At 38.8% G+C, this 15,898-nt stretch carries 11 protein-coding genes; 3 read left to right on the top strand and 8 right to left on the bottom strand.

Going from position 1 to position 15,898, the window contains the following annotated elements:
* Positions 1-54: 54 nt before the first annotated feature.
* From ACMUMJ_RS02390 to ACMUMJ_RS02375, 4 genes are all read right to left on the bottom strand, one after another.
* Positions 55-408, bottom strand: coding sequence for a response regulator (locus tag ACMUMJ_RS02390; protein ID WP_414677206.1), 354 nt, complete (start codon positions 406-408; stop codon positions 55-57).
* Between the two features lie 166 nt (positions 409-574).
* On the bottom strand, positions 575-2,608 hold the full coding sequence (glgX, locus tag ACMUMJ_RS02385) for a glycogen debranching protein GlgX (RefSeq protein WP_414677205.1): 2,034 nt from the start codon (positions 2,606-2,608) through the stop codon (positions 575-577).
* A gap of 31 nt (positions 2,609-2,639) precedes the next feature.
* Positions 2,640-4,820, bottom strand: coding sequence for a 1,4-alpha-glucan branching protein GlgB (gene glgB, locus ACMUMJ_RS02380; protein ID WP_414677204.1), 2,181 nt, complete (start codon positions 4,818-4,820; stop codon positions 2,640-2,642).
* 24 nt (positions 4,821-4,844) lie between these two features.
* Positions 4,845-7,979 (bottom strand): phosphorylase b kinase regulatory subunit alpha/beta, encoded by a 3,135-nt coding sequence (locus ACMUMJ_RS02375; RefSeq protein ID WP_414677203.1) that lies wholly within the window; start codon positions 7,977-7,979, stop codon positions 4,845-4,847.
* Between the two features lie 275 nt (positions 7,980-8,254).
* Here ACMUMJ_RS02375 and ACMUMJ_RS02370 point away from each other — a divergent pair, with 275 nt between their 5' ends.
* Both ACMUMJ_RS02370 and ACMUMJ_RS02365 read left to right on the top strand, forming a co-directional pair.
* A complete protein-coding gene (locus ACMUMJ_RS02370; protein ID WP_414677202.1) occupies positions 8,255-8,689 on the top strand; it encodes a YqaA family protein in 435 nt (144 codons plus the stop codon).
* A gap of 25 nt (positions 8,690-8,714) precedes the next feature.
* A complete protein-coding gene (locus ACMUMJ_RS02365; RefSeq protein ID WP_414677201.1) occupies positions 8,715-9,440 on the top strand; it encodes an SPOR domain-containing protein in 726 nt (241 codons plus the stop codon).
* On the opposite strand, the gene ACMUMJ_RS02360 is transcribed toward ACMUMJ_RS02365, so the two are convergent.
* Genes ACMUMJ_RS02360 through ACMUMJ_RS02345 form a run of 4 tightly spaced genes read right to left on the bottom strand, consistent with a single transcriptional unit; the run spans position 9,437 to position 14,430 of the window.
* On the bottom strand, positions 9,437-12,430 hold the full coding sequence (locus tag ACMUMJ_RS02360) for a hypothetical protein (RefSeq protein WP_414677200.1): 2,994 nt from the start codon (positions 12,428-12,430) through the stop codon (positions 9,437-9,439). The genes ACMUMJ_RS02365 and ACMUMJ_RS02360 overlap by 4 nt on opposite strands.
* A 1-nt stretch (position 12,431) precedes the next feature.
* Positions 12,432-13,271 carry a fimbrial biogenesis chaperone gene (locus ACMUMJ_RS02355; RefSeq protein WP_414677199.1) on the bottom strand — a complete coding sequence of 280 codons (840 nt, stop codon included), beginning with the start codon at positions 13,269-13,271 and terminating at the stop codon, positions 12,432-12,434.
* Positions 13,272-13,294: 23 nt separating this feature from the next.
* Positions 13,295-13,762: a DUF4402 domain-containing protein gene (locus tag ACMUMJ_RS02350; protein WP_414677198.1), complete on the bottom strand. Its 468-nt coding sequence runs from the start codon at positions 13,760-13,762 to the stop codon at positions 13,295-13,297.
* 56 nt (positions 13,763-13,818) lie between these two features.
* A complete protein-coding gene (locus ACMUMJ_RS02345) occupies positions 13,819-14,430 on the bottom strand; it encodes a DUF4402 domain-containing protein (protein WP_414677197.1) in 612 nt (203 codons plus the stop codon).
* Positions 14,431-14,999: 569 nt separating this feature from the next.
* On the opposite strand from ACMUMJ_RS02345, the gene ACMUMJ_RS02340 reads away from it, so the two are divergent.
* Entirely contained in the window at positions 15,000-15,875 is an 876-nt protein-coding gene (locus tag ACMUMJ_RS02340) for a DMT family transporter (RefSeq protein WP_414677196.1), read from the top strand.
* Positions 15,876-15,898 lie beyond the last annotated feature (23 nt).

Below are 15,898 nucleotides of genomic sequence, written 5' to 3'. Positions count from 1 at the left end.
TTTTTTAAGCGGTGCAAAAATGCGTCAGGAGGAAAGGGTTTTACTAAGTAGCTGTCAGGTATTTTCATAAGCCGTATCTGCTGTAATCATTATGAAGACCGTTGAGTGATCTAAAGCATAGGTTTTTCGAGTTACTTCTAGGATCTGTTGCCCATCAATAGAGCTGCCTAAATTATAATTAGAAAAGGCAATATCATAGTGCTTGCCCATCACCGCTTTTAGAACACCTTGCCTTGTTGTTTCTAAATCGACGTGACGGTATCCCAAACTCGATACCAGAGATTTAAGCATGAAGCGCATTTCAGTAAGGCCTTTGATGATTAAAATCTTTTTTTGAGAATTTTTTTTAGACTCCCTCTCCTCCGATTTATCAAGATTGGTAAAATCGGGTGTAATTATATCGTTCACTCAATATCCTATTCTGACTGGTTGTTTGAATTTAATCGACCATACTAACAGTGCAACTTAATATTATGTGACTAAATACCATTTACTTGTAATGGCTTGTTTATGGTTTGGGGAAATGCGTTAAGCCACACACAATAGAAAGTGAGCTTAACGCAATATTATTTTATTAATGGTGAATTTCCATTACAAAAACACTCCGATATGAGCATGCGATACTGTCGTTTTGTAAATGAACACCATCGGTTTGAAACATTGAGCGAATACTTTTTACTCCTTTAGGAAAAGCGATATTAGTAGGTATGTCTTTCCTATAAAAACCTATCCAGAGAGAAGGGCCATTGCTAGTCGATCTTGTCATTATTAAACTGAGATAGCCTCTTTCTTGTTCATGCCAATCGTCCTCTGTCATCCATTTACCTGATTCATTGAACCACTCAACTGTATCACATTTAGTGTGTTGGTAAAGTGGATCGTCAGATAGATAGGCTTCTGTGAGAATAGGGTGTTGTTTTCTTAGTGCTAGTAATTGGGATAGTGCACTTGTCAATGTGACTCGTTCAGTGGAGGGTTCCCAGCTTAACCATGTGGTAGGGTTATCTTGGCAGTAGGCGTTATTGTTTCCGTGTTGGGAATTGGATAATTCATCTCCCCCTAGTATATGAGGAGTTCCTTGACTTAATAGCAGAGTCGCAAGCATGCATACTTGTTGATTTAAGCGATTATTATTTATTTCAATGTTATTTGTAACGCCTTCAAAGCCAAAATTTTGACTTATGTTGTCGCCATGACCATCGCGGTTGTTTTCCATATTTGCTTGATTGTGTCTACAGTGATAAGAAACAAGATCCCGTAATGTATACCCGTCATGATAAGTAATATAATTCACAGAGGTTAATGCACTTTTAGCACCTTTATGGAACACATCTCGTGACCCCATTAAACGAGTGGCTAAGGCCTGAGCTTGGCCTTCATCGCCTCGCCAAAAACGTCTTAGTGTATCTCTATATTGATCATTACATTCCAAGAAACCATTAGGAAATTGTCCAACTTGATAGCCATTTGGACCGATGTCCCATGGTTCAGAGATTAAACAGGTATCGCGTAGAATAGGGTCTTGTAATATGGCTTGTAGTAATGGTGCTTTAGGAGAAAACTCATGTTGAGTGCGACCTAGATCAACACCTAAATCAAAGCGAAAACCGTCTACTCCCATTTCTTCAACCCAATAGCGCATGCTGTCCATCACTAAGCGTATGCTAATGTCTTGAAACGTATCTACGCAGTTACCGCAACCTGTGTAATTCAGATAATGACCGTTTTCATGACGATAATACGTCGAGTTGTCCAGACCTTTATAACAAACGCTGGATTGGTGTAATTCGCTTTCAGCTGTATGGTTATAAACAACATCAAGAATGATTTCAAAACCCGCAGAACGGAGTTTATCTACCATCGTTTTAAATTCGGTAATTGCGTCGTTCAATGCGTAGCTTTTTTCTGGTGCAAAGAAACTGATTGGGTTATATCCCCAGTAGTTGCTGAGTTCCTGTTCTGTAAGACGACTTTCTGAGGTGAAACTAAAGCAAGGCATTAGTTGTATGGTGGTTACACCCAGTGTTTTTAAATGATTGATTCCGTTATCACTGACGACGCCTAAATAGGTCCCTTTGAGAGAGCTTTCAATATCAAGTTGCTGACTGAACCCTTTTACATGCAGTTCATAAATGCTGCGGTTATTAGGCGCTATATTTGCTCTCTCTGGGCGGTTAATAGCGTGTTTTGTTGGGCGATATATAATGGATTTTGGGACGCAGTGTGCTGAATCTGCTGCATTAATGTTGCCATTTAGATCAAGCGCTGATTGGTCAGGATGCCAATATAATTTATTTGTAAAATCTTTTGCGTAAGGATCCATTAGTAGCTTGTTAATGTTAAAAACACGTTGCTTCTTTGGATCAAAAGGTCCTTCAGCACGAAAGCCATACGTGTGTTTTTCGTTTAACCCTTTTATTTTTGTATGCCAGATGGACTGAGATTTGTTTGGAATCTCTAGCGTCGCAATTTCATTATCGTCTTCGAAAATACAAAGATAGAGCTGTGTTGCGTGTTTTGAAAAGACGGCAAAGTTAACGCCATCTTCCGTTAAAGTAGCGCCTAATTGTTTAGGACTGCCTATTTCTTGGATAAAATTATTAATCATTTAATGTCCAATAAAGTACAAAGTGAGGTGTTCAAATCAGTGGATTTGGGCGCCACTTTAATACAATCGTTGCTAAAGGAGGAACTTGCACATCTATGCTTAATGCCTTTCCGTGAGCTTCAATAGATTGTGTCTTAAAAGAAGAAGCGATTGGGAAATTGCTACCTGAGTATACGGCAGCGTCGGAGTTAAGCAGAGTATCAAAATGGCCTTCCACAGGAGTACCTATGCGATATGATTCATGAGGGACAGGCGTAAAGTTTGCTACGACTAAAATTATTTCACTGCTGTTTTTTGATTTTCGTAAGAATGCTAGTACACTGTTGGACGCATCGTCATGGCATAACCATTCAAACCCATCTCCTGAGTGATCTAATTGTAAAGCTAATTCATTTTGATAGAGGCGGTTTAAATCTCTAGTAAGGGCGTGTTGTCCTTTATGTAGGTCAATGTCGAGTTGGTGCCAATCTAATGATCTTTCATGGCTCCACTCACGGCCCTGAGCTATTTCATTACCCATGAAGTTGAGTTTTTTCCCTGGGTGCATAAACATAAAGGATGTATAGGCCCTAAGATTAGCAAATTTTTGCCAGCTGTCTCCAGGCATCTTATCGATAAGTGAGCCTTTACCATGGACAACTTCGTCATGTGAAAGAGGTAAAATAAATTGTTCATCATAGGCGTATACCATGCTAAAGCTGATGTCGCTATGATGATATGTACGATGAATTGGGTCTTTAGATATGTACTCTAAACTGTCGTTCATCCATCCCATATTCCATTTGAAACCGAATCCAAGTCCATTCATATAAGTCGGCTTGGACACGCCAGGAAAAGCCGTGGATTCTTCTGCTACTGTAAAGCATCTCGGATGATTTAGATAAACCGTTTCATTCAGTTTTCTTAAAAATGCAATGGCCTCGTAGTTATGATTACCACCGTCCACATTTGGAGTCCATTCACCCCTTTCTCGTGAATAGTCTAAATACAGCATGGAGGCGACGGCATCAACGCGTAAGCCATCAATATGGAATTCTTCTAACCAATAAACAGCGTTGCTTATTAAGTAATTAACAACGTGTTCTTTACCGAAATCATAAATATATGAATTCCATTCAGGATGCCAACCTTTTTTAGGGTCTGGGTATTCATACTGAGGTGTGCCATCAAAGTTACCTAATCCATGACTGTCTGCAGGGAAATGAGCTGGTACCCAATCCATGATGACGCCGATTCCCGCTAAATGGAATGCATCAACTAAAGCTTTAAACTCTTCGGGTGTTCCAAAACGAGAGGTAACGGCATATAAACCAACGGGTTGATACCCCCAAGAGCCATCGAATGGGTATTCGGTAATAGGGAGTAGCTCAACATGGGTATAGCCCATTTCTTTAACATAAGGCACAAGTTGGTCTTTGAGTTCCAAATAGGTTAACGCTTCGTTTTCAGTGCGACGCCAAGAGCCTAAGTGGACTTCGTAGATACTCATAGGGAGTTCGTAGTGGTCTACATTACTTTGGTTAATCCAATCATCGTCTTGCCATTGATAAGGTTGATCAAACCAAGTGACGCTGGCGAAAGAAGGATATTGCTCAATGTGGCGAGCATATGGGTCTGTACGATGGGGTAGCAACTCGCCATTGCTGGCTCTGATTTCATATTTGTACGACTCTTTTGCTCCAACATCGGGGATAAATAGACGCCACAAACCGTCACCATTACTTGACATTGGATGCGCTCTGCCATCCCATGCATTAAAGTTACCAACCACACTTACGGAGCGTGCAGCAGGCGCGTATACAACAAAGCGAGTGCCATCAATACTTAATTTAGAGTTGATTTTGACACTGACTTTGTTTGCACCTTGGTTTTGATACAAGTTTGCCGTGTGATGTTCTAAATCTGTGAAGGTGGCATTAACAAATTGATATGGGTCGACACGAGTGAGCTCATGATCTTCAAAGCTAACCCGAATTCGATAGTTGAAATACTTGCTGCGTCGAGGCCAGGTAAATTGGAAAAGACCGGACTCATCGACTTTTTTCATGATGCCCAACACTTTATTATCCGTTAGGCCAATAACTATTACACTGACTGCATTCGGTTGCCATACTGTTAAAGTAAGCCCTTTTCCTAATGGATTAGGGATTAAGCCAAGACACCCAAAAGGGTCAGAGCATCTTGCATTTAATAGGTCTTTTAGCAGGTCCATTTACGACTCCAACAAAATAATAGATTAGTGATGAGCTTCAGCGTGCTTTTGTTGATTGTGTAGTTTGCTGACAGCCCAACGTAAATATTGATTTACTTTATTTGGTGTTAATTGAGCAAAATCATCGAGATTTGCACTGGTAGAATGACTTGAGTTTGAATGGCTAAGATTATGCTGTTTTGCAAAGTCTTCCGCGGCATGGCTCACGAGTACAGGCAAATTAACATCTTGTGTAAAAACAGAGTGTGGATGTTGATTACAAAACTGCATAAAGGCGTGCAATGCTTCAAGGATTAAGCTCTTATACCAATTAGGGTGAATATTGTAAGTAAGCGATTCAATTAATAGAGCAAAGGTATCTTCACCCTTCGTCATAGAATTGAGAGTACGTTGACAATCTAAGCTGGTATTGCCTTGCAAATCTCCAAACACGATCTTATTTGCATTACTTAATGTGTTCCATAGTTGTCCTAAAAGGCTTTCAGGTAAACTGGTTATCATACCTTGTTCTAAACGCCAATCGAACCAATCAACGTCTTTAAGTTGGGACTCAGTACCATTGAAATCAATTTGATTGAAGTCTAACCCTGACGTATCTTTCGTAAATTGTAAATGTTTTTGTTCTAATATATTGCGTAATGAGAAGTATATCTGACTTGGCTCGATATCAGATAATACGTCGTAAACATCGTTTTCACCTTCAGGATCAAACTGTCTGGCGCACAATGTCACTAAGTTAATCAGACGTATGGTCCTAACACCACTGAAAAAGTTAGGATGAATTTTTATTATTGTGCCTATGACAGAAATTAGTTCATGGTTGATAACAAGAGATAAAGGTGATTTAGAGATATGCTTTAATAGATCAATTATCTCAACTTGATGTAAAGGTTGAGTGATGTGTATTTCAGAATGATTATTATCACCAAGAACAAGTTGTCGCTGTCTCACCGTAATGTCGGCAATATAAGTCGCTAAATCGGTTGTCGGTTCGATAAGCAAAGAGTACAACTGTCTTACTTGTTTCCAATTTTCTTTCAACAACGCTTCGGTATAAATCGAATTTAATACACTGTACGCTGTGGTTGCTGGTGTGGATAAAGGAATGGTGTTCATTAAGGCTTTTCTTGCCCCAAGTTCTTGCAAACAGTCGATTATGTGGTTCAGTGATGGTTTATCTTGAAGTCGAATAAGTAACGCTTCTGTTGTCTCGTCAGCAATGCTGAGATGGTCATGGGTATCGGTTTCTGATAACGGCCAAGGTGCTTGATGAACAGGTAAGTTATCATCCAATAAAAAGTCGTTATTGCGTTTAATTGTCATGCTCCGGCGGCTGCCGGATTTATAGGCATTTTTGGCTGACTGAGCGATGACTTCAAAATCATTTAATTCGTTGTTTTGCAGCTTCCGTAAAAACTCAAACAACTCATTGCTGTTTTTCATTTCTGTAATCGCGTCGTCTATTAGAACAGTAAAAACGGCGTTTTCTGGATAGTACCAGTAGTTTTTAATGATTTGTAACTCATTACGTATGTGTTCAATAAAGAGCTTTGGGTCAACCTTACTGTAATTTTTGCCTTCGTTTTGAATCCAAGATAGGCAAAGATGTTGTTCATCATTGATATTAAAAAGCTGCGATGTGGCTAAGCTGTTTAACGCCCTATTAGGGCGACCGCTTAAACCAAGTGTTTCTGACTCTCCTAAATGTCGATATGTGTCCACAAGTTGAGCTGAACTGATCACTTTAAGTGGCGATATTTCTTCTATAGTTTGACATAAAACGCCTGCATTAATGATCGTTTGTTTTACGTCATTATTTTGTGCAAGAATCACCATTGATGTGCGTACTGGGCTGCGGCGGTATTGAGTTTTGTGTAAGCCAAGTGGGTCAATATCATCGGGAGTTATAAGCTCTTCATCGAGCATCTTCCCAACTAGATAGAGGCTTTGAGCCCACACTAGAGGCAAGTTGTCATTAGGTAATCGTTTTTGCGAACCTGGATTTTCCTTTTCCGCTAAAATGTTCTCTTGAGGAACATAATAAAGTTCTGGAAGTAGCATTTGACCGTCTTTTAGAACCATTAAACTTTCTAATTTTCGTCGGTAATGGTTGGCACTTTCCCAGTCTCTTGCAAATAAACGGTCAATATAAAGATAAGTAAAAAAAAGTGGCCATTCAGATTCAATATGTTCGAAATTAATTAATTCGTCGTATTCATAATAGATACGACTTTGATCTTCCAAGACGGATTGATGGCCGTCTAGTAAAAAACGTTTGCAGCCGTATTCGCCCCCCAGTTTACTGATGATTTCGTGGCGAGTACGACGAGCGAGCTTTTCGTCATTCACAGCAAAAGCAGGAAAACTGATAATACTCAATAACGCACTATCAACTTCTTTTGATCGAGATTCTTTTGGTAATAAGGATTGCAGAACAGAGCCTGCTCTTGTTACTGCATCGGCAAAAGAGTGAATGATTGCCCACTCAGGGCCTTCTTCTCCAAATAAATTCAATCCATCCAGCGCTTCCATTGCCGCTTTGGCCATTCCGACGGAGCTGGCGTTGATTTCTTCTTTGCCATTGTTAACTTTGTTTCCTCGTTCCCATATACCGAAATCCGGTATGCGGTAAGTCCGAGAAATATAATAGATAAGGTTTTGTATAAAGTTTGCTTCATCTCGAGTGAAGATGACTTTGCTGCCCGCTTTTGTCATTTGTGCCAGCATCAATAAGTAGAAGCTGGTGGCGTCTATTTGTAAGTGGCCCCATGCATCGTCTGCAACAGCTTCTAAGCCAGTTTTCGTATCGTACTTGGCGTGAAGAGAATCTTTTGGATTAAGACTGTATTTAAATAATTCAACTTTATGGGATTGTCTCATCATCGCGAAGAGCAGCCCACGCATCATTTTTATGCAAGAATACTCCAGTTCATGTGCTCTTTGTTGCGGATTGCCATTTCTTTTGTAGGCAAGATAGAGAGCCCAGATTGCTTGGATACTGTAGACGTTGTCTCTGACCCATGCATCGGTGTAGTTTCCATGAGCATTTATACTGGTACTGGCTGGGAAAAGCCCTGTTACTGGGTGTTGGCGAGAAAGAATAACTTGTTGAATATGTGTATAAAGAGAATCAAGAGTGTTCTGATGTCCCGATGTCATTTTTGTTTCCTATAAAAAGAAATAGTCCCAATGTGGGCAAATTATAATGAGAATAATAACACTATACTGAAGATTTTGGCGTAAGGTAAGGTGGGCAGCGATATGATTTACGGGTGCCTTTTTTTGGTGCGAAAATAATCGCTATTACTGAGGGAAACGGCACTTTATAATTGTTTGTGTGATGGTGTTTTGACACACATTTTCATTGGTTTATTCATAATATGCCTTTTTTATTATTCTTGAATTCAAGATTAAAAACTTATTGAGAAATACTATTGTTAACTGATTATGTGAATATGGGCGTAGTGTCACTGGTTTCAGCAACCGTACTTCCTCTAGGGTCTGAGGTGTTGTTTTTATATTATTTTAGTGATGTTAATACATCCTTTTTTGGGATGTGGTTTGTTGCGAGTGTATTTAATACATTGGGCTCGACGATCAATTATTGGTTGGGAAAATACTTCAGAAAATTTGAAAACAGACCTTGGTTTTATGCTAAATTAGACAAGCTAGATTACGCTGAAAAATACTTCTTGAAATATGGATATTGGAGCTTATTGCTTTGTTGGCTACCTATTGTTGGAGATGGTATTAGCTTGATAGCTGGCATTTTTAGAACCCCTCTTTGTATTTTTTTACCTTTAGTTTTTATCGGTAAAGGTGCGAGATATGGCTTTTTGGTTTGGGGAGGGGCCGTCGTTTTTACATGACAAATTTCACTAGGACTAAATACTCATGAAATATACTCGTTTACGTACGAATCTATGTAAAAAATTGCTGCTGTTATCCTCTATTACTTTGGTTGCCTGCTCGTCAGCGCCTAAAGTTGATACAGACGCTGTTGATAGTAGTCAGCAATTAGCAAACGCAGAATTGAAAAAACAAGTTGAACAGCAGAAAGAGGAATGGGAAGCCATCAAGCCTGAAATTGAAAGGTTGCTTGCTCTCGAAGAAGATTTTAAGTTGCTTATTCAAAGTTTAAATACCAGTCAATTATCAAACTCTCCTCAGAGTTTAGGAGGGGAGGTTCCTGCAGTGTCGTTGGCTCCCTTAACACCATCTCCAGTTGAGGAGATTCTTTCGACAGAAGGAAAAGATATGCAAGAAGAGCCTGCTTATATAAAGGCTCAGTTTTTAGATTCGTCTACACCGACTAAAGCAATGAAAGATGTTTCGTCAAATAAGCGTGTTTTAAATAGTAACCAATTTGCAGTCCAAGTGGCGGCCTATGATAATGAAATATTGTTAGCAAAAGGGTGGTTGAAATTACAGGGGAGTTTCCCAGAACTGATGTCCAGTGTGAACCCAATGAAAGAAAGTATCACTGTGAAAAACAAAAACTTATGGGCTTTAAAAGTAGGGCCATTTGCCAGTCGCTCATTAGCAGGGAATTATTGTTCTCAATTAAAAGCACGTAAACAAGATTGCTTTGTCGGTATCTATAAAGGAGAGGAGCTTTAATTTAGGCTCTTCTCATTAACAACACATTGAATATTATTCTCTATCAAGCGTTTGCATTCTTCTTCGGCTTTTTCCCTTTCAGAAAAAAAAGCAGAGAATAAAGACAGTTTGTTATCGGTTTGATTGTAATAGGCTGTTTTGTGTGTGTTAAAGGATGGGTGTGTTTGATTTAAAATTAACCAAAAGGCATTGAGTGTTTCAAGTGAATTGAACGTGCCTATCTGAGTTACGTAGCCATTTAAGTTTCTAGGCTCTTGAAGTACAAAATCGAAATTGCTGATTATTTCGGAGGTGCTTGTAATGGCTACATTTTTTGGTGCTGGGTGTATTAGATTTCTTTTCTCCGTGTAATTTCTGTCAATATCAACCCTATAATTGCCGGGGAAAATGTTTTCAAAAAGGTAGTAGCCATCATACTCTGATTGTGTTGTGGCAACGATCTCATTATTTTGGTTTACTAGATTAAGGGTTGCGTAAAATGCATATTTGTCGCTGTCTAATTGCCCAATAAAGACGGTGCCCTCAATTTCACTTACCTGAGTAATGGGGAAATCGTAGTTGTCTACGTATCCTCTTCTAGGGGAAATTGATATTCCAGGTGTTAAGGGTTGTAAGTAAGCATCAGGTAGCGTACCGGTATCTACGATAATGTCCGTCGCTCTGTTGTTTTGCATGGATGTTAGGACTGCGATACCGCTATTGTCGGTAATCGCGCTGTTATGATTTTGAAGGCTTTTCACTTTTATGCCACTTAATAAGGGTTCACCAATATCATAAACAGCATTAGTATTTGTGTCTTCAAACACTCTTACTAAGATGGAGCCACGATTCACAAGACTTTTTTGCGTAATAAAAAAAACGTTACTCGTTTCTGTTGCTTTTTGTCCGACACTTAATCGGCCAATTAAGTTGACATTCCAGCCAGAAGTATCATTATATAAAAAGTTGCTGCTCAAGATCATTTCATCTGGCTTCCATGTTATTCCTGCCCCATATTCATTCACATTGTTATCGAAAAGCCTGCTATACGAGAATTTAAGATCGATGTCTTCCGAAGTATTCAGATTGGCTTCTGTTTTTAATTGGTCAATACTCGATTTTGGTTTAATGCTGTAATCTAATTGATTTCGAAGAAATATTGGGCCAAAAATCTGCCTTGTTCTAATCTCTCCTGTTAATTGGCTTTGAGTGCTTGCAGTTGAATTTGTTTCTTGCCATTGAAGGCTGTGATTGATTGAAGAGTCATTGATATTAAAACCGAGATCATTAGTAATCGAGTTGGTGGTTGATCCATTGTGGCTAATGAATTGTTCAAAGCTTTGTTGGTAGCTAACAGGTGTTTTAGAAAATAAACGGCCTGCTACGGATAATTTATAAGAATCATTTTGTTCTAAATTTAGAGATGATGTATTTATTACTTTATCTTTTTTGGCAGATAGGTTAATCGATTGATCTCCTAATACCGTTCTGCCCGTATACTCGACGGTGCTTTCGTTATTGGAGCTTTCAATAAAATCTATGCCCAGGAGGACTCGGTTGAAAACAGACACATCGACACCTGTAGAGTATCTATTTTTAGGGTTGTCAGCGCTTCCATGATCATCTAATAGCGTGCTACCCCCAATATAAGCTGAAAGCCAGTTTGTAAGGCCTTTTGTGTAAGTGCCGGCTAATTCAATACCGGGTTCTTGATTCTTAATGGTGCTGTTTTCAACTCCAAATAGTGACTCCCCTCTATCAACTAAGGATAAATGGTAGTTTCCTTGGTTATCAAAGTCATTGTTACTAATAAAGTATTGGCGAGTTTCTTTTAATGTCTGTCCTTGCGGGCCATAAAAAACAATTTCAAATAAGTTATTTCCATACAGTAAATCGACGTCTTTAAATTCGTACCGATTATCATCTATGCTAAATTGGTTGCCTATAAGAATACCATTTCGATATAGTTCTATATCCCATCCTGGCTGGATGTCACCATTAATATTAATTCTGGACTGATTGCTCCTATTTGTGAGAGGTCTATTGGTTATGTGAATGCCTCTGGATAATTTTGTAGAACTGTTTAAGCCAATGCTTGTTGCTTGAACGTCTCCGATTTGTAATGACGTTGCGTTTAGCGGACCTAATAAATTGGCTTCAGAAGACTCTTTGGATAGGTTTAGCCTAAAGTCAGTTAGGTTATCTTGGTTTGTTCCGCTTAAACTGTATTGTGCATTAAAGTAAGCGAGATCATTAGACCCCAGAAGAGAGTAAGACGATGTTGAATTGCGGTGTTCTCTTTTATTTACGCTGATTTGTAGGTCTGCAACGGGCGGGGTAAAAAGTTTGTATGGGTTGTTTTTCAATGGCAGTGTCGCCTCTCTAGATGAGGTTTCTTCCAATGCTTTTTTTTCGCGTCTTGCCAGTTGAAGCTGTATTGGTAATAAGTTTTGTGAGGTTAATTTTACTTGGAGTCGTCTGAAATCATAAGCAAACGTAAAGCCGAACCATTGTTCAATAATGTCACTTTCAAGATATATGTCATCTTCCCTGATAGTATAGCTACCTTTCGAAAGAAAGAATGAATTATCAGACATCTTAATTTGAAGATCTGCCCCGTGTGTTGTTAAAGAAAAGGTGTTGTTCTCGTTAAAATACCAACCCTCTGCTGTGGTGAGATCATTTGAAAAAAAAATGGGAAAATCTAATAAAGTGATGAGAGCATTAAGCCCCAATTTTGCATTGGATGAGGATTTTTCTGCAAATACATCACCAATGAAAATCGAGTCGACATAAGTGGATAGGACGAGTTCTTCACCATTCGGTATGCCGATACTGTTTACATCAAGTCGTGGTAATGAGCCTTGATTCAGTGCCGCTTTTTGTTGGTCAAACGCTTGGTACTTTTGTTTAATTCTCTCTAATTGTTCTCTTAGATTATTTTCGTCAGCAAATGAGGGCGTGACAAACAAGCTAATGAAAATTGTAAAAAGTACTGCGAGTTGATTCATTTTAGTTATTAATTGATCTTATCATTTGTGGCGTAATTACCAAGTTATAATCAGACAGCTTGGTGCCTGTAAACTCCTGTTTTCCTTCATAAACCACTCTGAGTGTGCCTGGTGCTAACTTAAAATCTTCCCAAACTACATTGGCAACGGTGTTGTCTAATTCATGATGGAAGTTAAAGCCATTTAATATGCCAACTCGCGTTTCTTGAGTGGAGTTTTCAGGTTTCCAGAAAGCTTGTATGTTGCCTGATAGACTGTAGTCGCCTTGTTTTTGTAAATCAATTTTAATTGTGGCTTTATTGTTTTTTTTATCGTGTCTGAGTGACACATTGTTAATTTTATTGCCGTATTGAAATTGCCCTACCCTATAAATAACAGGAATGGAGTAGCTTAATAACACATTCACCTTGATGTTTGTATTGGTTGGGTTGGATGTGTTGATGTTCACTTTTGGTAGTGCTGTGAACTGTAGGTGAGAGCGATATTCTCCATCTAGTAGGTTCCGTTGTTTTCTTGCAGACACTTTTACTGTTTGAGATTCACCAGGTATTAATGTTACTTGTTTAGGGGATAATCTGGCCATTCGGCTTAAGATTGGAGATGACAGTAACTCTTGTTGAGTGAGCTCTCTATAGCCGCCTTCTGGTAACGCTTTTAGCTCTTTCCAGTCGAGACGATAGCTTTGAATTTCTGTGCTGGTATTCATTAAAATGACGTTGGCTGAACGAGAGCGTTCATCAAGAACCAAGCGTGTAGGAGAAATAAGTAAGCTGGCTATGCTTGAAAGAGAGTATGTGCTCAAAATAAGGCTAAAAAAAAGGGTGTAAATATTTTTTTTCATATTATGGCCTATCAAAATTTTAGCTAAAAGTTAAAAGAAACTTGTAAATTAATGGTGTAATCCGCATCACTGTAATTCATGCTGCCAGAGCCAGACGTTCTTAGTGTCCCGCCAACATTAATTTCAGAGGTACCGTCTGTCCGTATAAATACAGAGCCGGGGGAGGTTAAGTTTGCTAACGTAAATTGCTCTGCTGAAAATGGTGCACTGTTAGTTTCAGCTTGAATAACAGTGGGTGTAATGAAAACCTGTGAATTAGGTGGGTAGTCGAATAATAAAAATTCCGCAGGAGAGCCTGCTTCAATGATTCTAAAATGATTTGTTGTAGATATGTTCCCTAAATAATCAATGGTATAACTACCAACACTTGCGTTGTGGCTGAGAACGATTCGACCAAAAGAGAGTGGTTGGGTATTTATAGCGCCTGCAGAAGAAGTAACGGAAGTCAGCATGAGTAGAGTACACACTAATGCTTGTCTCATATTACGCATAATAATTCCATATAAAAAAAGAAGTGTTATGCCAATATAACACTTCTTTTACTTTATTAATAAACAACAATAACTGGGAAAGTACCAGTATAGTCACCATCAATATAAGGGCTTGTTGTGGTTGTTGCATCAGTAGTCAGTGTTGCACCAACAGAAAATGAAACCGTGCCTGTTGCATCCGTTTGAAGGTTGGGGGTGGCGGTAGTGTAGGCTGTACCACTATTTGGACCACTGGTAATGTAACCGGTGAACGTGCCTAGAGTAAAAGCAGGTGTTCCAGGAGGCGCTGCAGCAGCCGCAACAGTAATAGTAGTAGTAGGACCTGGGAGTGTTAGCGTTAAGCTAGTGAAGCCTGCGGCGCTATCTACTGTATAGGTTGCTGGAGTACCTGCTGTTAATACAGACAGTGCAGCAGGGGGGCCACTTGTTGCTGCAGTAGGTGCAGAGCCGTCAGCGGGAATGACTACTGTGGCTGTTTCTGTACCTGCTGGATCGGCAGTAGCTCGAAGTGTTCCAAGATTAAGAGGTGTAACTTCAGTTAAGTTAAATGCGTTTTGAACTGTTACCGTTGCTGTCGTATTCACTGTTTCAGCTACAGCAATTGAGGATGCTCCAGCTAATAGTATTGAACCAATTACAATACTTTTTTGTTTGTTAAGGATAGCCATAAAGTTTACCTTTTTGAATAGATAATGTTTTTAACAGAGGCTGATACTACGGATTAGCTCAACTATTAATTACATGTTTCTATTGATTTTTCGCCTTAAATAAATAAGAAGGTATTGAGTTGTACCAATGCCAGTGTAAAACCAATGTAGTAACATGCAACTACTTTATCGACACTAAAGAAAAATACTTAATTTTTTTAACTCTGTGGTATTAAAAATAGCATATTTATATTCTTTTAGATCCTTTAATCTTACGCTAAATGATGCTGCAGCTTCTTACATGCCTTTTGTTTGTTTTATAGTAAATGTATTTCATGTCTGATAAAAGGAGGGAGGGGAATAGAAAAAATAGTAAAATTGGGTTTGAGAGTAATGTTTTTAATAGAATGAGTTGTTTTTTTAAGGTCGAAAATGAACAATAATGGATTTAAGGAGTGTTGTAAGGAACCTTTCGATCTCATTACGCTCTAATGTCGATGATGTGTTAAGTACCTTATTTTCTCTGGTAATAAGGTTGTGACTAATGATTTTATTTTGGAAAAAATGTGATTTTTAAAAACAGTAAAGCAATGAGTCTTTTTATATGTACTGCTTTAGCCCTGCTGGCGTTTGCAGGTAATTCAATTTTTTGTCGTTTAGCTTTGGGTGGGGGCTTGATTGATGCGTCTGGCTTTACGTTAATTAGGCTGTTATCTGGTGCAATTACCCTTGTTCTTCTATGGGGGGCGGTTCATAAAGTAAAAAATATGAAGTCAAATGAAATGTCTATCGAAATGTCTATCAATGCATTTTATTCTTTTGGTAGCTGGAAAGGGGCCTTTTACCTTTTTGTTTATGCCGTTGCTTTTTCTTTTGCGTATTTAACCTTAGATACTGGAACTGGGGCGTTGATTTTATTTGCTGCGGTTCAAATAACAATGATTTTGATAAGCGTTTTGAGAGGGGGGCGGCTCTCTAATGGTGAGTGGCTCGGAGTTATGCTCGCGTTCTCTGGTTTTGTTTATCTTGTATACCCAACACTTACAACACCGTCGTTGAATGGTTTTTTATTAATGACTGTTTCTGGTATTGCTTGGGGAATGTATAGCCTTCATGGGAAAGCATCAAAAAGGCCATTGGAAGATACACTTGGGAACTTTGTTAGGACCATTCCAGTCTTGTTTTTAATGTTGGTTGTTACATTTGATATGCTATCATTAACGTCAGAAGGCGTCTTTTTAGCCATTGCTTCTGGTGTTGTTGCTTCGGGTTTGGGTTATGCTTTATGGTATGCTGTATTACCTTTGCTAGGGGCTATTGCACCTGCAATACTTCAGTTACTTGTTCCTGTGCTTGCTGCTTTAGGTGGAATTATATTTGTTGATGAATCGATCAGTTTGCATTTAATTCTATCATCGCTCCTAATTATTGGTGGTGTTTTGGTTGTACTTAAATCAAAAGCGTAGTGGTATGTGAATTATAAACGAAT

This window comes from Marinomonas phycocola, assembly GCF_047525455.1.
Lineage (GTDB): Bacteria > Pseudomonadota > Gammaproteobacteria > Pseudomonadales > Marinomonadaceae > Marinomonas.
This window is presented reverse-complemented; position numbering and strand designations above follow the sequence as displayed.